The sequence below is a fragment of the Oricola thermophila genome, assembly GCF_013358405.1.
Classification (GTDB): Bacteria; Pseudomonadota; Alphaproteobacteria; order Rhizobiales; family Rhizobiaceae; genus Oricola; species Oricola thermophila.
On record NZ_CP054836.1, the window covers coordinates 2658547 to 2678902 of the forward strand.

The window sequence follows — 20356 nt, forward strand, 5'->3', positions numbered from 1 at the left end:
GCGGCAAGCCTTGAATTGACCGCACTTCCGTATAGGCTCGCGCGAAAATGGCGGGAAGGCCGGACGCTGCTGCGACCGGAACAACAGACGGATCGAGAATGACGGCACGAGCGGCGCGCATAGGTCTCTGGCTTGCGGCAGCCTTCGTGTTTGTCGTTCTCGCGAGCTGGATGCTCCTGCCCTTCTTCATATCCAGCGAATTCGTCCGCACCGCAATCGAGCGGGAACTTGCCGACATCACCGGCCAGCCTATCCGCGTCGACGGACGCGTCGACCTCGATCTATTTCCGACGCCGCTGGCACGCCTCTACGACATGAACATTCCTCGCCCGGCTAGCGGAACGGGCGATAGACAGGCTGACTACCTCAGCGTCGATACGGTCGAAGTCGCAATACCGCTGTCCAGCCTGATGGCGCGCGACCCGACGTTCTCGCAGTTCCGGCTCATACGCCCGGTCGTGCGCATCGCGATGGACGGCGAAGGGTCGGTCGGGCTCGGCCTTCTCGGCGGAAGGCTGGGCCGGGCGATCGCCGGACTTCAGACGGCCGGGTACGAGGATGACGGCGAGAGCATATCCGACCTGGATACCACGGCTCTGCGCTATTCCCGCCTCGGCACGGTGACGATCGTCAACGGCACGGTCGAGTTCGCAGGCCCCGGAGACAATGCCCCCGAGAACATTACCGCCATCAACGGCAGCATCTCATGGCCGCGGCTCTCGGAGCGGCTGACCACGTCGCTGAAAGGTATCTGGCGCGGCATCGCCTTCGAGCAGCGCGGCGAGATAGACGATACAATCCATTTCCTGGCCGGCGAGATTACCGGCGTACGAACATCCTTCACGAGCGACACCCTGTCCTATTCCTTCGATGGCCGGATGGGTGTCGGGCCGAAGCTTTTTGCCGAGGGTGCCGTCACCATGGACACGCCGTCGATGCAGCAGGCACTTGACTGGCTGCAGCTCGGCATTCGGCCCGGCGGTGTCGTGGGGGACGTCTCGTTGTCGGCCACGCTGAAAGCCGATTCCCGCAAGGTCAGGTTCGAGGATCTCGAAATGACGCTGCAAGGCAGTTCCGGCATGGGCGTGCTCGAACTGGCGTTCAAGGAAAATGCCAAGCCGGCCCTCACCGCCACGCTGGATTTCGTGAAGATGGATGTGCTGTCGTTCCTCTCCGCGTTCGCCGGATCCCCCAGCCGCGCCGCCGATCTGCCCCGCCCGGCCTCGCCGGCGGTAATCGATCAGCTGGATGTCGATCTCCGCCTCTCGGCAGACAGCGCCAATGCCGGCGCGCTCCAGCTCTCGGAGCTGGCCGCGGTTACGCAGATACGCAACGGCAGCGCGGTGTTCGAGATCGCCGACGCCATGGCCTATGGCGGCCACCTCCAGGCCCGGTTCGCAATCGACAGAATGGGCCGCGCGCTGTCCGCAGCGCTCGGCGTGTCGGCGAGCGACATCAACGGCGCGGCGGTTGCCGATGCGCTCGGCCTGGCCGGCCTGTTTCCGCGCGGCCCGACATCGGGAAACCTGAACGTCACCGCGCCGCTGCAATACTGGAGCGATATGCTGAAACATGCGCGCGGCAAGCTCGACGTCACGGTCAACGATGGCACGATCCCCGGCATCGGATTCGAGACTTTCGGCGGCGACGGCAGCGAACCCCAGACATTCTTCCGGCTGCAGGAGAATGGCAGCGGCGGCGGGACCTTCTCGTCGCTGAGTGTCGACGCCCTGGTGCAGGACGGCGTCATCATCGTGGACAATGCATCCATCGAATACCCGGAAGGCACGGTTCAACTGAACGGGGTCATTCCCTACGGCACCGCCAGCATCGCGCTCACCGCGATTGCGCAGCAACGGGAGAACGAGGAAGCCGGACCGGTCGCCCAGCATTTCATCGGCGGCTCCTGGAACAATCCCTACGCGACCCCGGTCCTGGTGCCGCAAAGCGGGCGATAGGAAAAGGTAAACGCCCCGTTACTTTCGATTGCCGGATATTAAACAGTTTTTAGAGCTTTCGGCGATAATCGGCCCGGGATTTCGGAGGGCCGGCAACCTTGATCCAGGTGCTGACGACAATTGCGAAGATTGCTGTCGCGTCACTTCTCTGCGGCGCGATGCTGTCTGCATTCGACATGTCCGCAGCCGACATGCTCGCCCGGATCGGGCTGACCCCGCAACGCATCCTCGAACTGTTCCAAATGGCCGTCTCCTGGGCACTGCCGAACATGGTACTCGGCTCGATGATCATCCTGCCGCTGTGGGCCATCGCCTACATGCTGCGCCCGCCGCGCGGCTAGCTACCCGCCGGGCGTCCATCCAGCATCGCACGACGCTTGTTGAGAATGGTCGCGATGATGACACCTGTCGTCACGATGGCGATCAGGATCGTGCAGACAGCATTGATCTCGGGTGTCACGCCGAGCCGGACCTGGCTGTAGATCTTCATCGGCAGCGTGGTGGCACCCGGCCCGGAGGTGAAGGACGCGATCACGAGATCGTCCAGCGACAGGGTGAATGCCAGCATCCAGCCCGAAATCACGGCCGGAAAGATCACCGGCAACGTGACCTTCACAAAGGCCTGAAAGGGCGTGCATCCGAGATCTTGGGCCGCCTCCTCCAGCGACCGGTCGAAGCTGACGAGCCGGGACTGCACCACGACGGCGACGAAGCACAACGAGAAGGTGATGTGTGCCAGCGTCACCGTCCAGAAGCCGCGGGCGAAATTTATCGAGACGAAGAGCAGCAGCAGGGACAGGCCGGTGATGACTTCCGGCATGACAAGCGGCGCGTAGACCATGCCGGTGAACAGCGTGCGACCGCGGAAGCGCGTATGGCGAACCAGCGTGACGGCGGCGAGAGTACCGAGCACGGTGGCGACCGTCGCCGAGATCAGCGCGACACGCACGGTCACCCAGGCCGCGTCGAGGATGCCCTTGTTCTGGAACAGCGCTCCATACCACTTGGTCGAGAAGCCCGCCCACACGGTGACAAGGCGCGACTCGTTGAACGAGAAGATCACCAGCAGAACGATCGGCAGGTAGAGAAAGGCGAAACCGAGCACCACGGAGGTGATGTTGAACCAGGACCAGCGTGCCGTCATCGACCCGCCTCCGCCGAGCGCGCCTGGGCGTTCTGGAACAAGACGATGGGCACGACGAGAACGACCAGCAGAATGATGGCGATGGCGGATGCCACGGTCCAGTCGCTGTTGTTGAAGAACTCGATCCACAGCGTCTTGCCTATCATCAACGTGCCCGATCCGCCGAGCAGGTCGGGAATGACGAACTCGCCGACCGCCGGGATGAAGACGAGAAGGCAGCCGGCCATGATGCCGGGCACCGCCAGCCGCGCCGTCACCTTCCAGAACGCACCGATGCGGGTGCAGCCGAGATCACGCGCCGCCTCCACCAGCGACTCGTCCATCTTCTCCAGCGTCGAATAGATCGGCAGCACCATGAACGGCAGGTAGGAATAGACGATGCCGATATAGACAGCCTTGTTGGTGGACAGGATCTCGAGCGGCGCGGAAATGACCCCGAGCCACAGCAGGAACTGGTTGAGCAGTCCTTCCTGCTTGAGGATCCCGATCCATGCATAGACCCTGATCAGAAAGGAGGTCCAGAATGGCAGGATGACCAGCATCAGCAGGACCGGGCGCAGCCCGTCCGGCGCCCGTGCCATGCCGTAGGCGAGGGGGAAACCGATCAGCAGCGTCAGGACGGTCGAGACGAACGCGATCTTCAGGCTGGACAGGTACGAGTTGATATAGAGCGAGTCCCCGGCAAGAAAGACGAAATTCTCGAAGTCGAACTGCCCCACCTTGTCTAGGATCGCATCCCATCCCTCGGCAAGCGAGAACTGCGGCGCGTAGGGCGGCGAGCCGTATTCCAGATCGGACAGCGCGATGCGCAAGACGATCAGGAAAGGCAGCAGGAAGAAAAACAGCAGCCAGACATAGGGGATCAGTATGACCAGCCTGTCCGTGGCGGCGCGCAGCATGGCGTTCACCTGTCCAGCACGATGCCGGCGTCCTCGTCGAAGGACAGCCAGACACGTTCTTCGTAGCCGATCGGATCCTCGACCAGGCGCGAACGGTTGATCATTGACGCTTGCACCACCTTGCCGGAATCGAGCTTCACATTGATGATCGTCATGTCGCCCAGATAGGCGATGTCCCAGACCTCGCCCTCAAACGCATTGACCGTACCCTCGGGCTTTCCGCGACTGACGTGCATTTTTTCCGGCCGTATCGCGAACCATGCCGTCTCGCCGTCGGCGGGCGCGCAGGAACGGACCGCGCCGACGAAGCGGCCGTCCGGACCGTCGATGACGACGTGCCCGTCACCGGAGGAAACCACCCTTCCCTCGACGAGATTCACCGAGCCTATGAAATCGGCCACGTAGCGCGAATTGGGCGCCTCGTAGATTTCCGCCGGCGTACCGACCTGAACGATGACGCCCCTGTCCATGACCGCTATGCGGTCCGACATGGTCATCGCCTCTTCCTGGTCGTGGGTGACGATCATGAAGGTCAGGCCCAGTTCCTGCTGCAGGTCCATCAACTCGAACTGGGTTTCCTCGCGCAGCTTCTTGTCGAGCGCGCCGAGCGGTTCGTCGAGGATGAGAAGCTTGGGCCGCTTTGCGACCGAGCGCGCAAGCGCCACACGCTGGCGCTGACCACCCGAGAGCTGGTGCGGCTTGCGGCGGGCGAATTCCTCCAGCTTGACCAGCCTGAGCATCTGCGCCACGCGCTCCTCGCGCTCCTCCTTCGGCATGCCGTCCTGCTTAAGGCCGAAGGCGATGTTGTCGGCGACGCTCATGTGCGGGAACAGCGCGTAGGACTGGAACATCATGTTGACCGGGCGCCGATGCGGCGGAACGCCCTTCAGCGGCTGGCCGTCGAGATAGAGCTCCCCCTCGGTCGGCTCCTCGAAACCGGCCAGCATGCGCAGCAATGTCGTCTTGCCGCAGCCGGACGGGCCCAAGAGCGAGAAGAACTCGCGCTCATAGACATCGAGCGAAAGATTGTCGACGGCCGTGAAGTCGCCGAACCGCTTGGACACGTTCCTGAAGGAGATATACGGCTTCGCGGCGGGATCGTTCCACGGCGCGAATGAACGACGAATGTTTCCGAGCGACGGCATGACGATCCCACCCCACGAGACAAGGGTCCCGGCGCCAATCCGCCGGGACCTTCCTGGTCACTGGCCAGATTTTACCGCGGTCCAGGCGCGGTTGAGTAATCTTTTTTCACGCGCGTTTTCCGGAGAGACCGTGTAGAGACGAGCCATGGTATCGTCGTCCGGGTAGATGGCCGGATCGCCGATCACATCCTCGATGAGGAACTCCTTCGAGGCCGCGTTGCCATTGGCGTAGTAGACATAGTTCGACGCCTTCGCGATGACCTCGGGGCGCATGATGTAGTCCAGAAAGGCATGAGCCTCCTCGACATGCTGCGCGTCGGAGGGGATAGCCATGTTGTCGAACCACATCAGCGCCCCTTCCCTGGGGATGATGTACTCGACGGTCACGCCGGCATCGGCCTCGGCAGCGCGGTCGCGCGCCTGCAGCACGTCACCCGACCAGCCGATTGCCAGGCAGATGTCGCCATTGGCCAGCGCGTTGATGTATTCCGACGAGTGATACTTGCGGACAAAGGGCCTGACGCTCAGCAAAAGCTCCTTGGCCTTGTCGATGGACGCCTGATCCTTCAAATCCGGATCCAGCCCCAGGTAGTTCAGCGCGGCCGGGATGATTTCCGTCGGCGCATCGAGCTGGAATATGCCGCAATCCTCGAGCTTGGCGGCGATTTCCGGATCAAATACCAGGTCCCAGGTGTTGAGATCCGCATCCTCGCCGAGGCGCTCGGTGACCATGTCGACATTGATGCCGATTCCGGTCGTGCCCCACATGTAGTTGATGGCGTATTCGTTGCCCGGGTCGTATTTTTCCAGGCGCTCCATGATCGCCGGATCCATGTTCTCCAGGTTCGGAAGTTTCGACTTGTCCAGCTTCCGGAACACGCCGGCCTTGATCTGGTTGGCGAGGAAGGTCCCGGTCGGAACCACGATGTCATAGCCGGTCGAGCCGGCGAGAAGCTTGGTCTCCAGCACCTCGTTGGAATCGAACACGTCATAGACCACCTCGATGCCAGTCTCGGCGGTGAACTCCTCCAGAATGGATTCATCGATGTAGTCGGACCAGTTGTAGATGTTGACGACGCGGTCCTGCGCGACCGCCGATACGGCCATGGCCGCGAGAGCTGCGCTTGTTGCCCAAAGCACTTTCGAACGGAACATATGGATCTCCCTGTAACGGAGCCGAGAGAGCCACGCTGCACCCCCGGACCCTGCGGGAAGAGTATTGGGGAAACGGCAGATGCACAAGGATTTTTCACGCGCGCAAACTGCTGAAAAAACAGGCAGTTCCTAGAGATAGGTCGTCCGTTCGAGCGGCGTGATCTCCGACCAGAACGCGAGGATCTCCGCCCGCTTCAGATCCTTGTAGATCTTCGCAAGTTCGGGGCCGAGCGCGCGATCGCAGAACTGCCCGGCCTGGGTCAGCTGAAGCGCCTCGTCCATGTCGTCCGGCAATTGCGCGGCCTCGGTGTTCGCGTAGGCGTTGCCGGTGACCGGCGGCGGCGGCGTCTCGAGCTTCTCCAGCCCGTCCATCATGGCCTGCAGGATGGCGCATAGAACGATGTAGGGATTGGCGTCGGCGCCGGCGATGCGATGCTCGACACGCCGGTTCTCCTCCGTCGAGGCGGGTATGCGCAGCGCCACCGAGCGGTTGTTCTCCGCCCAGACCGCGCGTGTCGGCGCATAGGATCCGGGCTGGATGCGGCGAAAGCCGTTCCACGTGTTGATGAAGAGAAGCAGCGCCTGCGGCATGGTGCGGATCAGTTCGGCGATCACGCCCCCGAGATTCTTCTTTCCCGCTTCGCCGGCGAACACGTTCCTGCCCTCCGCGTCCAGCATCGAGGCGTGCACATGCATGCCGTTGCCGGCATACTCGATGAAGGGCTTTGCCATGAAAGTCGCCTGCAGCCCGTGCTTGCGGGCACAGCCGAAGACGATGCGGCGGAGCATGATCACGTCATCGGCCGCGCGCAGCGGATCGCACCGATGCTTCAGGTTGACCTCGAACTGGCCGGGAGCCGCTTCCTTGACGATCGTGTCGATCGGCAGGTTCTGCGCATCGGCGGCGCTCCTGATGTCATCGAACAGCGCACCGTACTCGGCGAGATCGTCGAGACCGTACATGCGCTGCCGGTCCGGGCCCGACGTGGCGCCCACAGGTGCCGGCATGCCGTCATCCCAGTCGGTGCCCGGCTCGAGAAGGTAGAACTCCAGCTCGAACGCGACATCCGGGTAGAGGCCACGCCTGGCCAGCGCCTTGGTGATGCGCGACAGCGTGTTGCGGCAATCGAAGCGCAGCGGTTCGCCTTCCGGCGTGAAGCCGCGCAGCAGCACCTGCGCGGTCGGCCTGGCGGCCCAGGGCACCCGCGACAGCGTGCCGGGCACGGCACGGAAGTAGCCATCCCGGTCGCCGGATTCGATATGCAACCCGGTCTCGGCAACCTCGCGCCCCCAGATGTCCAGCCCGTGGATAGACATCGGGAAATTCACGCCTTCCTCGAACGCCTTCTTCAGGCTGTCGGCGGGCGCCCACTTGCCCCGCATCACGCCGTTGGGATCGACGAGGAGGAACTCCACGGCCTGCAAATCTGGGTTCGCGGCCATGAAGCGTTCATATTCTTCTATTGTCGGGAGCTTGTCGAAGGATGTCTGATCCGCAGGATTGATCGACGGCACTTTTGCACCAGGTGCTGTTGGCGATGGGACAGACTGGCGCGCCTCCCCCCGAAAAGTCAACTCGCCCGGATTGACGCATGCAGCGGAATTTTCCGCTCCCCGCACCTGCCCCGCCAGGCGGGGATCACCCGTAGCTCACACCGCCCGGCTGTTGCGCGGGGCGAGGTTCGGCGGCAGGCGGAGCGCCACCGCAATGCGCCGGGCAAAGACGAACGGCGCCAACAGCCAGCCGGGTAACGGCTCCGCATGCGTATCATAAAACTTGTCAACTTCTTCCGGCGTCATCGACTCTCGGCGGCGCGCCACCGTTATCTGCACCGGGAACGGATACGTCATTTTCGCCTCTCGGACCTTTCGTTTTTCACGAATGGACTATACCTTTCCTGAGAAGTCGCCCTGTACGGCCGAATTCGCATCCTGCTTTTCAGAATTGAACGACATGAACTGGGACGACCTGCAAATATTCGCCCATGTCGCGCGCGCCGGGGGCCTGACAAAGGCCGCCGAGGCGCTATCCATGAGCGCGCCGACGGTGGGGCGGCGAATGCTTGCACTGGAACAGGCGACGGGAAAATCGCTCTTCGTGCGTTCGCGCACCGGATACACGCTCACCGAGGACGGGCGATCGCTGCTGCACAAGGTCCAGGGCATGGAGGCAAGTGCGCGCCCCATCGAGGAATGGCTGGCCGCCGGCGTCGAGCGCCCCGTGGTGCGCATCTCCGCGGGAACATGGACGGCGAATTTCATCGCCGACAACTTCTCGCGCGTCTGGACGGCGAACGACCCGTTCCGCATCGCCTTCAAGACCACCGAGGCGCGGCTCGACATCGCGCATCGCGAAATCGAGATCGGCATCCGGAACCGGCCGGCGGATGGCGGCAATCTCGCCTCGCGGCGCACGGTGGAGATCGCATTCGCTCCCTATATCGCCCGCAACCACCCGGACCCGAGGGGCAGCGAGTGGGTCTCGCTGGGATCGGACGAGGCGGTGACGCGTTCCGCCCGATGGCTGCTTGCGCAGGAAGGCATATCGATATGCGCGTGGGCAAACACGCCCTACACGCTGCGCGACCTTGTACGCGCCGGTGTCGGCAAGGGCGTGATGCCGTGCTTCGCCGGCGACCGGGATCCGCGGCTGATGCGCGCCGGGCCGCCGATCGCCGACCTGGCAGAATGGCAATATCTCGTCATGCACAATGACGACCGACACAAGCCGGAGGTCCGCAAGGCGATCGACCGCATCCACGCGCTTTTCCGGGACCACGCAGAACTGTGCCGCGGCGATCGGCCGATCGGCGCGGCAAAGGAGGATCTTCTCTAGCCGAAGTCGAAGGCGCTCAGTCCCGTCACCATCTCGTCCAGGCCGAGCGGCCTCGTGACCGGCGGCTCGGCGCGGGCCAGGCAGCCGGCCCGCTCGCAGACACGACAGGCCGGGCCCACCGGGGTGGTCATGGGGTCGTCCTTCCGACCGGGCAGCGCGGTGGCGTAGATGACCTGCTCGCGGAACGCGAGATCGCAGCCCAGCAGAAGCGCGGTGCGGCGAGGCCGCTCGTGAAACGCCCCCTGCGGCCCCTCCAGCGTGCGCGCGAAAACCAGGAACTGCGCGCCATCCGGCATCTCGACCGCATCCACGACAATGTGACCGGGCTGCGAGAATACCGAATGGACCGGCAATTTCGGACAAGCGCCGCCGAAACGCGCCTGGGGATAGCCCGCCGCCCCGGCACGGCGGAACCGGTTGCCGGCATGGTCGACCTCCAGCATGAAAAAGGGCACGCCCGAGGCGCCCGGCCGCTGCAGCATGGTCAGGCGGTTCGCGGCCTGCTCGAACGACACGCCGAAACGCGCCCGAAGCACGTCGACATCGTATTTCGAGCGCTCGCAGACCTCGAGAAACGGCCGGTAAGGCATCATCAGCGCATGCGCCGCGTAGCGGGCAAGCTCGAAACGGGCAATGCGCCGTGCCTCGTCGCCGGACAGCTTCAGGGCCTCGATTTCGGCATCGATGGCGACCCGCATGCGCAGAAGCACCGCCTCGATGGCAACCTCGCGCAGCTGGTCGTGCAGGGACAGGCGCTCGGAAATGAACAGCCGGTGCGAGTGGCGATCATAGCGGCGGCGCCACTGCGGCATGGTGGCCACCGGCAGCACCTTCACGGCGATCCCGTGCTCGGCACGCAGCCAGGCCTTGAGAGCGCCGAACAGGTCGTCGCCGGGCGAGAGCAACTTGACGAAGGCCTCCGCCTCCTCCTCCAGTGCCGCGAAATGGTTCGGCCGCTTCTCGAAGGCCTCACGCACCTCGTCAACCGGCAGGCGGGCACCGGAAAGGCGCGTTTCATGCCCTTCCCGCGCAAGCAGGTCCGACAAATCCGACAGCCTGTCCTGCCCCTCGCGATAGGCGCGGTAGAGCTTGAGCATCGCCGCGGCGACATTGGGGGCCGCGTCAGAGACCTCGATCAGCTCCTGGTCGCCGGGCAGCTCGCCGACCAGCAGGGGATCGGCAAACATCTCCTTCAGTTGCGGCAGAAGGGAGTCGCCGCCCGACTGGAGCTCCTCCAGATCGATCTTGTAGACGGAGGCAAGCTTGAGCAGAAGCTGCACGGTGAGCGGACGCTGGTTGCGTTCGATCAGGTTCAGATAGGACGGCGATATGCCCAGCTCGGCAGCCATCGCCGTCTGCGTGAGACCGGCGGCATTGCGGATGCGGCGCACCCGAGGCCCGGCAAATATCTTCTGTTCACTCATCCGTCGTCACTTTTTTACAACTTTTCCGCCGCGATGGCCCTTCGCAGGATTTTACAGAATTTACAAGTTCACAAGCGCTTTCTGTCGACCGCGTGACAAGACCACGCGAATTTTCGGGCTGCCAGGCCGGATTTTGGTGTGATTTGCGCATGGTGATGTAAAACTCGTCACAGAAACATCGGAAGCCAGTCGACGGAATCCCGATGATCAAACCGGAACGAAATGCCCTGATTGTGAAAAAGTGACAGGGATTTACAAATCAACGGAGCAGTGCTCCAGCGTTTCAGGAGATGGCAATGAACGCGCATGAACGACCGAAGACCCACGTCAAGGAACGGGCGGAAGAACAGTCTTCCGCGATGAACTCCGAACAGCAGGCCGCGATCCGCATGCTGGCCAACGACCTGCACCGGCTGAACCAGTCGGTGATGCGCGCGGTCGAGGCCGGCGTTTCGGTCGAACTTATCCGCTCGGCACGCCATCACGGCGGAGACGGCACATGGGGCGACCTGCTGATCCCGGTGATCGTCACGCAGGGCGACTGACAACAAATATCCTCGTTTTTCCTATCAGGAGCCCTTCCCGCGCCGCGGGAAGGGCTTTTGCCGCGATCCCTAAAATACTCGGAAAATTTCACGGCGCGAGCAAACCGCAAGGGTACCATTTCCCGGCGAAGAAACTCCGCCCATTCCTTTGCACTTCCAAATGGCCGTTCAATCGTTACAATCCCCCCATATGAGGGGGTTGTGGTGCATCCACCCGGCGGCGGGTGGCGTTCGCTATCGGCATCCAAGCGCACAACAAGCATCCAAGTGACCATTGATGGCAGAAGACAACGACTTGCTTGAAGCCGCATACGGTATCGTGAACTCATCCGACGACGTGCAGGAAATCGTTAACCGGATTCGCGATCTCTACGGGCTGCACCACTGCGTTTTCCATCTCGGCCAGACGAAACTGGACGCGCTCGACCGGCCATATGTGAAGACGACCTACTCGGACGCGTGGATCTCCCGCTATCTCCTCAAGGGATACATCAATGTAGACCCGATCGCGCGCGAGGGATTCCTGCGGATGCTTCCGTTCGACTGGCGGGAACTCGAGATCGACGAATCCGCGGCCGAGATGATGATAGACGCAGCGAATCACGACATCGGCGCCAGCGGCTACTCCATCCCGGTCATCGACCGGTCCTCGCGCCGCTCGCTCTTTTCCGTCACCTCGAAGCTGACCGGTCCCGACTGGGACGAATTCATCAAGGCACGCTCGGGCGACCTGCAGGAGATCGCCTTCCGGATACACCGCAAGGCACTGGCCGAAGTGGAAAGCAGCACGGACCCGATGCCACCGCTCGGCCCGCGCGAGATCGAATGCCTGCAATGGACGGCGCGCGGCAAGGACTACCTGGCCATCGCCGAGATCCTCGGCCTGTCGGGCCACACGGTGCGCGGCTATCTCAAGAGCGCGCGGTTCAAGCTGGAATGCGCGACGCTGCCGCAGGCCGTCGCCAAGGCGATCTCGCTGAAGATCATCTCGGGCTGATTAACCATTCCCCTGCGGCATCCCCCCAGATGGGCCGGCCCATCTGGCGGAATTGTTAGATGTTGCCCCCCTTCCGATACTGGCCCCATCGTATCAACGACCAAGGGGCTGCGAACCATGTTCTTTCTTGTGCAGGCGACCGATTTCGGCAGGCATCACGGTCTTCTCGACCAGATGTTCAGGCTGCGCAAACGGGTTTTCTTCGACGAACTGGGATGGGACGTACCCGTCTCGGGCGACATCGAACGGGACTCCTATGACGACCTGAAGCCGGCCTACCTTCTCTGGACCGACGACGAGCAGACCACGCTCTACGGCTCTCTCAGGCTGCTGCCGACAACGGGTCCGACATTGCTGAACGACGTGTTCCGCAAGACCTACCCGAACAATATCGACCTGTGCCACCCGACGATCTGGGAAGGCACCCGCATGTGCATCGACACCGAGGAAATCGCGATGTCGCTGCCGGACGTGACACCGCAGGACGCGATGGCGATGATGCTGGTGGCGCTCGGCGAATGCGCGCTCGAACACGGCATCCAGACGCTGGTCTCCAACTACGAGCCGCAGATGAAACGCATCTACAAGCGCGCCGGCGCGCCGCTGACCGAGATCGGCAAGGCGGACGGCTACGGCCGGCGGCCGGTCTGCTGCGGCCTGTTCGAGGTCAGCGAGCGGACCATCGCGCAGATGCGCGAAAAGACGGGCAAGAGCAATCTCTACGTCAGGAACGGCGCCCGGCAACTGCCGAAGCCCGTCGTGGAAAGGGCATTGATCGCCGCGCTGATCGCCTCCGGCACCATGGCGGCAGCAGGGGTTTCGGTGGCATGACGGTCGCCGTTCCCACCATGTCCGCCCCGGTCACGATCCGGGAAATCGCGCCGCAATGGCAGGTCGCCGGCAAGGCCACAGACGACCTTTCCGAAACCATTGCCGAAATGTGCCGGACCTACCGGTGCGACGGCGCGATCCTGTTCCGGATCTGCAATGACGGCGGCGGGCGCAAGACCCAGACGCTCGCCGTGCACCAGATCGACCGGGTGCTGACGGACGCGGTCATCGACCGCGCGGTCGCGGCGGTGACGAGGAGGAAGGGCAACCCGGAAACGCTTCCGGTGATGATCCCGGCCTGGCGGATCGGCGGCAAGCCGGCCTTCATCCACGCCTTCCCCGGCTGCCCCAAGGCGCACGGACAGGTGGTCAGCGCCTTCCTCTCGGTGGGACAGAAGGAATTCGGCGAGATCGCCGAGATGTACCTGGCCAGCTGCTCGCTGATGGAAAGCATCGATTCGATGCGCGACAGCCCGATCGCCGCCGACCGGCCGCGCATCTCCACCCGCGAGGAGGCGTGCCTCGCCTGGACGGCGGAGGGCAAGACCTCCGAGGAGATCGGCATCATCCTCGAACTGTCGCCGCATACCGTGAACCACTATCTCGGCAGCGCGGCGCGCAAGCTGGGCGCCAGCAACCGCATGCACGCGGTCGCCAAGGCGCTGCGGCTGGGACTGATCGAACGGCCGGTCTGAGACCTGCCATCCTCCCGACCGGCGCCGGATCCCCGATCCGGCGCCGGATTTCTTTGTGCCCCCTGTCTCCGCAGGCGCGGCCGGGAAGACGGGCGCGCGCAACCGACCCCGCGCCTCCGGCCGGAAGGCGGGTTGCACGCCGCTTCCCCCGTTTTTCCTCACGGCGGCCCTTCCCTCTCCGCCCAGACCGCGACGCGGTGGCATTCCTTGAGAACCTCGTCGATGGCGTGGCGGCCTCGCTTCCGGTGCCCGGGCGGCGGGCCGGGGCGCATCGCCGTGTAGATAACCTTCCGGCTGTCCGGCGGACGGTGGCGGACGCGCGCCTCGTGACGGGCAAGGCGGCGCGCCTCGCGGTCGATGTTGTCCAGCGCCATGCGCGCCGACACCAGGCGGCGCAGGAGGGTAGCCGCTGGGACGGCATCGCCCGGCAGGCGAAGATCAGGCTCCGGCAATGGCGGGTGGCGCATGTAGACCGGAAACGGGTTGTCGCCCAGCAGGCGGATGCGCGGGCGCGTGCGTGCGTAACGGCGCCGGGGGCGGGTGAAACCGAAGCGCTTGCGCGGATCGACCAGCGGAAAGGCCGGGATGGGGCCGAGCGGCACCGGGCCGTCGGACTCTTCCTCCGGTTCCGGTTCGGGATCGGGGACGATGCGGAGATTGGCCAGTCCCAGGTTCACCGGCACGCTGACGCTGCCGGTGCGGGACTCCTTTGGCGGTTCCGGCAACGGCGGATCGGGGCGGATGGTGACGGTGACGGGGGTGGCGGGCTCGCTCCTCCCCTCTCCCCTCGCGGGAGAGGGTGGCGCGCGCAGCGCGTCGGGTGAGGGGGAAACGGAATCCGAGGCTTTCACCGGCCCTCCGCCATCGCGCCCCGTCTTCGGCTTCAAGGCAGGCGCATGGCGGACCTGCACCTCGATGTCGCGCGCGGCGATCACGATCAGGCGACGCACGGCGGCCTCGGCGGAGCGCAGGATGCGGCGGACGTGGAGAACGGCGAAACGCGGCAGGGTGGCCGGGAGGACGGGCGCGGGTGCCGTATCGAAGTCCAGCCCGGCCAGCGCGAAAAGGTCGCGCAGGATGCGCAGCAGGTCCCTGCGGTTTCTCTCTATCGCCAGTGCCCAGTCGAACTGCATCGCCTGCCTCCTCGCCGCACCATGCGGCGCGAACAAGGATAAGGGAGGCGGGAGCGCGGTGGACAAGTTTGGACCGTCGCGCACCAAGGACGGTTGTTCCGCGCCTCGGCGGCGGGAAGCCACTTCGCGTGGAACTCAAATCTTGCGAAACGGGATACAATATTCATCCGAAGTAACAGTACCGCTTTGGAGGTAATATTCGCATCCATTTTCCGTTCTTGTTGGGGATTTTCCCGGTCTATACTTTTTCGTTCCGCTATGCCTGCCCATAGCAATTCGTTCCGCTATGCCTGCCCATAGCAAAAGGAATCCGGCACATGCATGAGTATGGCGACTTGATCCGGATCCAGGACCGCCAACAAGCAGCCGAAGACCCGCACCCGGACAGCGGGCCGATATTCGAGGCCGTTCAACGCCTGTCGAGCGATTTCGGTCCGAACAAGCCCCGCGCAACCTTCTTTCCGGGATCGGTCCTTTCTCACTCGCGACTGGTGCGCCAGTTCTTCGAAATCACCAAGTCCGGCAATCCGGACGCCATATTGCTCACAGATCTCGACCGGTTCGAATCGTTCGACAATCACAGGGCCGAATATTCCCTCGTCCCGGTGATCAACATTTCCGGCAGCCCGACCCATCTCGCGGATGCCGACCTGGTACCGGATGACCCGCAATCCTGGCGGGATGCCGCGGCCATCATCCGCAGGTTTCGCACCCGGCGCGAAATGCTGCCTGCGACCTTTCGCACTGCCGCCACGCCCGCCATCCGCATGCTGGCCTATCTCTTCGTGTCCGGGAAAGACCTGACACCCGTCCGGGTTCCGCAATCGCGCTATTTCTTTGCCTACCAGGGTTTCCAGAACACGCGGGCCACGATTACCCTGGCCGAGGCCCTCGCGGATGCCGGAATGCTTCGCCGTAGTTTCGTGGATCGCCACTCGGCCTGTCCGAATTGCCAGTCGCACCGCCTCGTAGTGCGGGAGGAATGCCCCGCCTGCAGATCAGCCAACCTGTCGCAAGCCGCATTCCTGCATCATTTCAGCTGCGCGCATATCGGGCCAGAGTCCGACTTCAGGCAGGGCAGCGCGCTAATATGCCCGAAATGCCTCAAGCAGCTGCGTCACTATGGCAAGGACTATGACCGTCCTGGCGATGCATTGGTTTGCCGAAAATGCGCCGGCACGACCACCGAGCCGGCAGTCGGCTTCCAGTGCCAGGACTGCGATGCGCATATCGATGGCGACCTGATCAAGACGGTGGACATACATGCCTATTCGCTGACCGACCATTTCCTTTCCAGATTGAGCGGAAAATCCTCCGCAGGAGTTCGCCCCGCATCCGGCTCGATCAACCGGCTGCCTCCGAAACTTCGCGAACAAATCGGACGGTTCGTCGGCAAGACCGGTTCAAGCCGGCGCGGGTTCGTTGCCAAGCTGGATTACGCGTCTCGGCATGATATCGCCCGGACCAAGGGTGACGACGCGTTCCAGGCGCTCAGACAAATGTTCAAGGATCGCCTGCAGGGACTGCTGGCCGATACCGCGCATGTCCATTCATCGACCGACGGCGACTACGTATATTTCCATTCTCTGACGCCCGAGGAATTCAAGGATTCATCGGAGCAAATCCTGGCAGAATGCGATTCCGTTTTATCCGTTCCACTACGGCCAAAGTTCGAGATCACATGGGTCGGAAGCGGCGAGGAAACCGGTGGCTGACATCGAAATTGGGGCTGCATTCCTTATGGCCCAGGGCGTAGCCGGCCTGGTGTCCATGTTCTGGTTCGTGATCGTATTCGATCTGCCGCGCTACATCCTTCCCTTCGCCGTACTCGCACTCACCCAGAATGGGCCGGAACGGTTCAGCGGCTCGAGCCGGGCGAGACCGCAAACGCGCGTTCCCCCGTCGTCGGTCAGCATAGTCATTATCGGATACAACGAGGCGGGTTCCCTGGCTGCCTGCATACGCTCGCTCAGGGAACAATCGATAACGGGCTTCGAAATCATCATCGTCAGCGACGGCTCGTCGGACAGGATGCCTCAAGTCGCCGCCGAACTCGTCAAGCAAGGAGAGGCGCGGTGCATCGTGGCGACCGACAAACGTGGCGGGAAGTCGGCCGGCACCAACCTCGCGGTGGCATTGGCAAGCGGCGACATCATCGTCAATGTCGACTGCGACTGCTCATTCGACCGGTTCGCCATCGAGGAACTGATCGCTCCCCTCGCCGATCCCCGCGTGGGCGCCGTCTGCGGGGACATCTCGCCGCGCAACGCAGAGCGTAGCCTGATCACGCAGATACAGGCGATCGAATATCTCCAGTCGATTTCGGTCGGCAAGCGATTCAGCCAGCTGATCGGGCAGGTTACGTGCGCGTCCGGCGCCTTCAGCGCATTCCGGCGGTCCGCGCTCGCAGAGATCCGCGGTATCGATGTCGGAGGCGGTGAGGATCTCGATACGACGATGCGCCTTCGGCAGGCGGGCTGGCAGATCGCGTTTGCGCCGGCCGCTGTCTGCTACACGGATGTCCCGCATACGCCGTATACCTATATCCGGCAGCGCCTTCGCTGGGAGCGCGATGCGATCTGGATCCGCTATCGGAAACACCGCCACCTGTTGAACCCGTTCAATCCCCGGTTCAATTTCCTGGAGGCCTTGCACCAGTGGGATTTCCTGGTGTTCAACGTGCTGGCGGCCTTTGTTTTCCCCGCATATGTTGTCTGGCTCGCGGTCCGGTACGGCACTACCGCCATCCCGGTCATGATGTCGCTTCAGGCCGCACTCTTCGCGCTCGACCTAGCGATGCTGGCACTTGCGAGCCGGGTCAGTGGACGAGCGGTTTTCTGGCAAAACCTGCCATACCTGCCTGCCTATTCCCTGTTCATGACCTTTGTCATGCGTCCGGTTCGCCTCTTCGCTTATGTCCAGGAATGGCTCCTCTTCGGCTCGCGAGGCGACAATTACGTGCCCCCCAAGGTGCGGCGAGTGCGAGCATGGTGAGGCAAAGAACATGAAACGCCTGCGAAGACCGCTGCGCCTGGACAAGCCCGAGAGCGAAAAGACCCCATCAGGCCGGCTCGGGCGCTGGACCTATCTCGCCCTGCTGTTCTGCCTGATCGGGGCAATCGCCTACTACCTGGCCGGCGGGCTCTTCGTACTTTCGGCCGACGGCGTGGTTCTGAGCGACCGGCACATGGTGGCAGCGCGCTATCCGGGCACGATCATGGAGGTGCTTGTCCAGGAGGGCGACAAGGTGGAAGCGGGACAAGTCGTCGCCAAACTGGAATCCTTCGACACGGTCAAGACAATCGCGGAACTCTCGCTTCGCGGCAGCGAACTGGACAGCCGCCACGAGGAGCTGCGGGCCAAGGTCGCCAACATAAGCGAAATCCTTCCCCTGGCGAAAAGGACGGCGGCGGAGACAAGCGAAGCCGCCAGCCGGCTGTCCGAGGAAGCCGTCCGGGACAATGTCCCCATGAGGGTTCGCGCCGAAGCGCTCAACAACAGCTTCGAGGCCGTCCAACGCGCAACGGAACTGAGTGCACAGGCCGACGTCTTCCGGGCGGAACTGAAGCTGGTCAGCCAATCACAGGCAGTCGCCAAGGACGCCATCGAACGCTTGCGCGCAATTTACGACGGCGGCCTTGTACGCGCGCCCGCCACGGGCATCGTCGGCTCCAAGGTCGCGCCCGTGGGAACCGTGGTCGAGCGTGGAGACGAGCTCCTGGAAATTTTCGGAGGCAGCAAGTTCGTCCTGGCATACCTGCCGGACAGCTACCTCTTTGCGGTAAAGGAAGGCACGCGGATAAATGTCCGTGCCGGCAACCAATCGAGCATCGGCATCATCGAGAGTGTCATGCAGATCGCCGATTCACGTCCCGAAGACTTCCAAAACACGATGCGGCCGCGCGACCGTTCCCGGCTGGCGCGAATAAGATTTGCCGAAGCCCCCCCGTTTGCCCTGATGCAGAAGGTCAGGATTTCCGGCTGCGCCTTCGGCGTGTGTTGGGCCGACTAGCGCATTGCGCCCGACCGGGCGGAAACTGCAGCGGAGAGAAGCAACGGTGCAATGGCGCATGAACGGGGGAGGCCCCCCTTCCCAGCCCCGTCCCGCCCGGCGTATAACCGGGCCATCCGCAACCGACCGGTGACCGATGGCCAAGGACAAGACGAGCGCGGGCGGGGCGAAACGCTCCGCCTCTTCCAAACCGCGGGCGAAGACGCCCGCCTTCCTCGAAAACAAGTACGGCGTCGCCGACTGGAAACAGGCCGAGCAATGGCTCGCATGGCGCGGCATCGAGGACATCGAGTGCATCACGCCGGACCTCGCCGGCGTGCCGCGCGGCAAGATGATGCCGTCGAAGAAATTCATCTCCGAAACCTCGCTGGCCCTGCCCTCGGCCCTGTTCCGCCAGACCATATCCGGCGAATACCCGGAGGAGACCGGCGACTTCCGCTACGACCCGCATGACGGCGACCTGAAGCTGATGCCCGACCTCTCCACCCTGTCGGCGGTGCCCTGGGAGACCGACCCGACGGCACAGGTGATCTGCGACCTCGTCGGCGCCGACGGAAAGGACATCGCCTACACGCCGCGCAACGTGCTCAAGCGCGTCGTCGCCGCCTATGCCGAAAGGGGCTGGAAGCCCGTGGTGGCGCCCGAGATCGAGTTCTACCTCGTCGCGCCCAACACCGACCCGGACTATCCCCTGCAGCCGCCCACAGGGCGCTCCGGCCGGCCGATCGCCGGCGGGCAGGCCTATTCCATCGCCGGCGTCAACGAGTTCGACGAGCTGATCGACGACATCTACCACTTCTGCGAGGCGCAGGGGCTGGAGATCGACACGCTGATCCACGAGGAAGGCCCGTCGCAGCTGGAGATCAACCTGCGCCACGGCGACCCGGTCACGCTGGCCGACCAGGTGTTCCTGATGAAGCGCACCATCCGCGAGGCGGCGCTGAAACACGGCATCTACGCCACCTTCATGGCCAAGCCCATGCAGGACCGGCCGGGCAGCGCCATGCACATCCACCAGTCGGTGGTCGACATCGCCACGGGCAGGAACATCTTCTCCGCCGAGGACGGATCGGAGACCGAGCTGTTCCGCGCCTTCATCGGCGGGATGCAGCACTACATCCCCAAGGCGCTGGTGATGATGGCGCCCTACGTGAACTCCTACCGCCGGCTGACGCCGGAAATGGCCGCGCCCGTCAACACCGCCTGGGGCTACGACAACCGGACCACCGCGTTCCGCGTGCCGACCTCCGGCCCGGCGGCAAGGCGGGTGGAAAACCGGCTGCCCTCCTCGGACGCCAACCCGTACCTGGCGCTCGCCGCCTCGCTGGCCTGCGGCTATCTCGGCATGGTCAACGGCATCGTGCCGACCAGCCCGACCGCCGAGACCGCCAACGAGGGCGAGATCTCGCTGCCGCGCGGCCTGCTGGAGGCGGTGTCGCTGATGGAGGCCGAACGCGCATTCGACGACGTGCTCGGCCGCGAGTTCACCGCCACGCTCGCCGGCGTCAAGCGCGGCGAGTTCGAGACCTTCATGCGGGTGATCAGCCCGTGGGAACGGGAATACCTCCTGCTCAACGTGTAG

19 protein-coding genes are annotated in these 20356 nt (G+C 63.7%); 11 read left to right on the forward strand and 8 right to left on the reverse strand.

What is annotated here, in order from left to right:
• Positions 1-98 precede the first annotated feature (98 nt).
• The gene (locus HTY61_RS12785) at positions 99-1958 is read left to right on the forward strand and encodes an AsmA family protein (protein ID WP_175277160.1); all 1860 of its coding nucleotides are present in this window, start codon (positions 99-101) and stop codon (positions 1956-1958) included.
• Positions 1959-2065: 107 nt separating this feature from the next.
• Complete coding sequence (locus HTY61_RS12790; RefSeq protein ID WP_246273044.1) at positions 2066-2299, forward strand: DUF6460 domain-containing protein; 234 nt, start codon at positions 2066-2068, stop codon at positions 2297-2299.
• On the opposite strand, the gene HTY61_RS12795 is transcribed toward HTY61_RS12790, so the two are convergent.
• The 6 genes from HTY61_RS12795 to HTY61_RS12820 form a co-directional block, all read right to left on the reverse strand.
• Positions 2296-3102: an ABC transporter permease gene (locus HTY61_RS12795; protein ID WP_175277162.1), complete on the reverse strand. Its 807-nt coding sequence runs from the start codon at positions 3100-3102 to the stop codon at positions 2296-2298. The genes HTY61_RS12790 and HTY61_RS12795 overlap by 4 nt on opposite strands.
• Positions 3099-4001 carry an ABC transporter permease subunit gene (locus tag HTY61_RS12800; RefSeq protein ID WP_175277163.1) on the reverse strand — a complete coding sequence of 301 codons (903 nt, stop codon included), beginning with the start codon at positions 3999-4001 and terminating at the stop codon, positions 3099-3101. Before HTY61_RS12800 ends, HTY61_RS12795 begins: the two co-directional genes overlap by 4 nt.
• A gap of 5 nt (positions 4002-4006) precedes the next feature.
• Positions 4007-5146, reverse strand: a complete 1140-nt coding sequence (locus tag HTY61_RS12805; RefSeq protein WP_175277164.1) for an ABC transporter ATP-binding protein — start codon at positions 5144-5146, stop codon at positions 4007-4009.
• A 57-nt stretch (positions 5147-5203) separates the two neighbouring features.
• Positions 5204-6301: a polyamine ABC transporter substrate-binding protein gene (locus HTY61_RS12810; protein ID WP_175277165.1), complete on the reverse strand. Its 1098-nt coding sequence runs from the start codon at positions 6299-6301 to the stop codon at positions 5204-5206.
• 129 nt (positions 6302-6430) lie between these two features.
• Positions 6431-7744, reverse strand: a complete 1314-nt coding sequence (locus tag HTY61_RS12815; RefSeq protein WP_175277166.1) for a glutamine synthetase family protein — start codon at positions 7742-7744, stop codon at positions 6431-6433.
• Positions 7745-7951: 207 nt separating this feature from the next.
• Positions 7952-8152 carry a hypothetical protein gene (locus tag HTY61_RS12820; RefSeq protein ID WP_175277167.1) on the reverse strand — a complete coding sequence of 67 codons (201 nt, stop codon included), beginning with the start codon at positions 8150-8152 and terminating at the stop codon, positions 7952-7954.
• A gap of 103 nt (positions 8153-8255) precedes the next feature.
• On the opposite strand from HTY61_RS12820, the gene HTY61_RS12825 reads away from it, so the two are divergent.
• Positions 8256-9137 carry a LysR family transcriptional regulator gene (locus HTY61_RS12825; RefSeq protein ID WP_246272800.1) on the forward strand — a complete coding sequence of 294 codons (882 nt, stop codon included), beginning with the start codon at positions 8256-8258 and terminating at the stop codon, positions 9135-9137.
• Here HTY61_RS12825 and HTY61_RS12830 read toward each other — a convergent pair.
• Complete coding sequence (locus tag HTY61_RS12830) at positions 9134-10561, reverse strand: helix-turn-helix domain-containing protein (RefSeq protein ID WP_175277169.1); 1428 nt, start codon at positions 10559-10561, stop codon at positions 9134-9136. The two genes, HTY61_RS12825 and HTY61_RS12830, sit on opposite strands and share 4 nt — an antisense overlap.
• A 296-nt stretch (positions 10562-10857) precedes the next feature.
• Here HTY61_RS12830 and HTY61_RS12835 point away from each other — a divergent pair, with 296 nt between their 5' ends.
• The 4 genes from HTY61_RS12835 (at position 10858) to HTY61_RS12850 (ending at position 13629) form a co-directional block, all read left to right on the forward strand.
• A complete protein-coding gene (locus tag HTY61_RS12835; protein ID WP_175277170.1) occupies positions 10858-11106 on the forward strand; it encodes an SMc00767 family acetate metabolism repressor in 249 nt (82 codons plus the stop codon).
• Between the two features lie 277 nt (positions 11107-11383).
• Positions 11384-12103 (forward strand): LuxR family transcriptional regulator, encoded by a 720-nt coding sequence (locus tag HTY61_RS12840; RefSeq protein ID WP_175277171.1) that lies wholly within the window; start codon positions 11384-11386, stop codon positions 12101-12103.
• Between the two features lie 117 nt (positions 12104-12220).
• Positions 12221-12934 carry an acyl-homoserine-lactone synthase gene (locus HTY61_RS12845; protein ID WP_175277172.1) on the forward strand — a complete coding sequence of 238 codons (714 nt, stop codon included), beginning with the start codon at positions 12221-12223 and terminating at the stop codon, positions 12932-12934.
• Positions 12931-13629 carry a helix-turn-helix transcriptional regulator gene (locus tag HTY61_RS12850; RefSeq protein WP_175277173.1) on the forward strand — a complete coding sequence of 233 codons (699 nt, stop codon included), beginning with the start codon at positions 12931-12933 and terminating at the stop codon, positions 13627-13629. Before HTY61_RS12845 ends, HTY61_RS12850 begins: the two co-directional genes overlap by 4 nt.
• Before the next feature lie 158 nt (positions 13630-13787).
• Here the strand turns inward: HTY61_RS12850 and HTY61_RS12855 are convergent, their stop codons facing one another.
• Positions 13788-14762: a hypothetical protein gene (locus tag HTY61_RS12855; RefSeq protein WP_175277174.1), complete on the reverse strand. Its 975-nt coding sequence runs from the start codon at positions 14760-14762 to the stop codon at positions 13788-13790.
• A gap of 317 nt (positions 14763-15079) precedes the next feature.
• Between HTY61_RS12855 and HTY61_RS12860 the strand changes: the two genes are divergently transcribed.
• From HTY61_RS12860 to HTY61_RS12875, 4 genes are all read left to right on the forward strand, one after another.
• Positions 15080-16477 (forward strand): TackOD1 domain-containing metal-binding protein, encoded by a 1398-nt coding sequence (locus HTY61_RS12860; protein WP_175277175.1) that lies wholly within the window; start codon positions 15080-15082, stop codon positions 16475-16477.
• Positions 16470-17756, forward strand: a complete 1287-nt coding sequence (locus HTY61_RS12865) for a glycosyltransferase family 2 protein (protein ID WP_175277176.1) — start codon at positions 16470-16472, stop codon at positions 17754-17756. Before HTY61_RS12860 ends, HTY61_RS12865 begins: the two co-directional genes overlap by 8 nt.
• Before the next feature lie 10 nt (positions 17757-17766).
• Positions 17767-18774, forward strand: a complete 1008-nt coding sequence (locus tag HTY61_RS12870; RefSeq protein ID WP_175277177.1) for an HlyD family secretion protein — start codon at positions 17767-17769, stop codon at positions 18772-18774.
• Between the two features lie 136 nt (positions 18775-18910).
• A complete protein-coding gene (locus tag HTY61_RS12875; protein WP_175277178.1) occupies positions 18911-20356 on the forward strand; it encodes a glutamine synthetase family protein in 1446 nt (481 codons plus the stop codon).

Bases quoted from the DNA above. Each gene is read 5' to 3' on its own strand.
- HTY61_RS12785 (WP_175277160.1), top strand. From the start codon at position 99: ATGACGGCACGAGCGGCGCGCATAGGTCTCTGGCTTGCGGCAGCCTTC.
- HTY61_RS12795 (WP_175277162.1), bottom strand. From the start codon at position 3,102: ATGACGGCACGCTGGTCCTGGTTCAACATCACCTCCGTGGTGCTCGGT.
- HTY61_RS12800 (WP_175277163.1), bottom strand. From the start codon at position 4,001: ATGCTGCGCGCCGCCACGGACAGGCTGGTCATACTGATCCCCTATGTC.
- HTY61_RS12805 (WP_175277164.1), bottom strand. From the start codon at position 5,146: ATGCCGTCGCTCGGAAACATTCGTCGTTCATTCGCGCCGTGGAACGAT.
- HTY61_RS12810 (WP_175277165.1), bottom strand. From the start codon at position 6,301: ATGTTCCGTTCGAAAGTGCTTTGGGCAACAAGCGCAGCTCTCGCGGCC.
- HTY61_RS12815 (WP_175277166.1), bottom strand. From the start codon at position 7,744: ATGGCCGCGAACCCAGATTTGCAGGCCGTGGAGTTCCTCCTCGTCGAT.
- HTY61_RS12820 (WP_175277167.1), bottom strand. From the start codon at position 8,152: ATGACGTATCCGTTCCCGGTGCAGATAACGGTGGCGCGCCGCCGAGAG.
- HTY61_RS12825 (WP_246272800.1), top strand. From the start codon at position 8,256: ATGAACTGGGACGACCTGCAAATATTCGCCCATGTCGCGCGCGCCGGG.
- HTY61_RS12830 (WP_175277169.1), bottom strand. From the start codon at position 10,561: ATGAGTGAACAGAAGATATTTGCCGGGCCTCGGGTGCGCCGCATCCGC.
- HTY61_RS12835 (WP_175277170.1), top strand. From the start codon at position 10,858: ATGAACGCGCATGAACGACCGAAGACCCACGTCAAGGAACGGGCGGAA.
- HTY61_RS12840 (WP_175277171.1), top strand. From the start codon at position 11,384: ATGGCAGAAGACAACGACTTGCTTGAAGCCGCATACGGTATCGTGAAC.
- HTY61_RS12845 (WP_175277172.1), top strand. From the start codon at position 12,221: ATGTTCTTTCTTGTGCAGGCGACCGATTTCGGCAGGCATCACGGTCTT.
- HTY61_RS12850 (WP_175277173.1), top strand. From the start codon at position 12,931: ATGACGGTCGCCGTTCCCACCATGTCCGCCCCGGTCACGATCCGGGAA.
- HTY61_RS12855 (WP_175277174.1), bottom strand. From the start codon at position 14,762: ATGCAGTTCGACTGGGCACTGGCGATAGAGAGAAACCGCAGGGACCTG.
- HTY61_RS12860 (WP_175277175.1), top strand. From the start codon at position 15,080: ATGCATGAGTATGGCGACTTGATCCGGATCCAGGACCGCCAACAAGCA.
- HTY61_RS12870 (WP_175277177.1), top strand. From the start codon at position 17,767: ATGAAACGCCTGCGAAGACCGCTGCGCCTGGACAAGCCCGAGAGCGAA.
- HTY61_RS12875 (WP_175277178.1), top strand. From the start codon at position 18,911: ATGGCCAAGGACAAGACGAGCGCGGGCGGGGCGAAACGCTCCGCCTCT.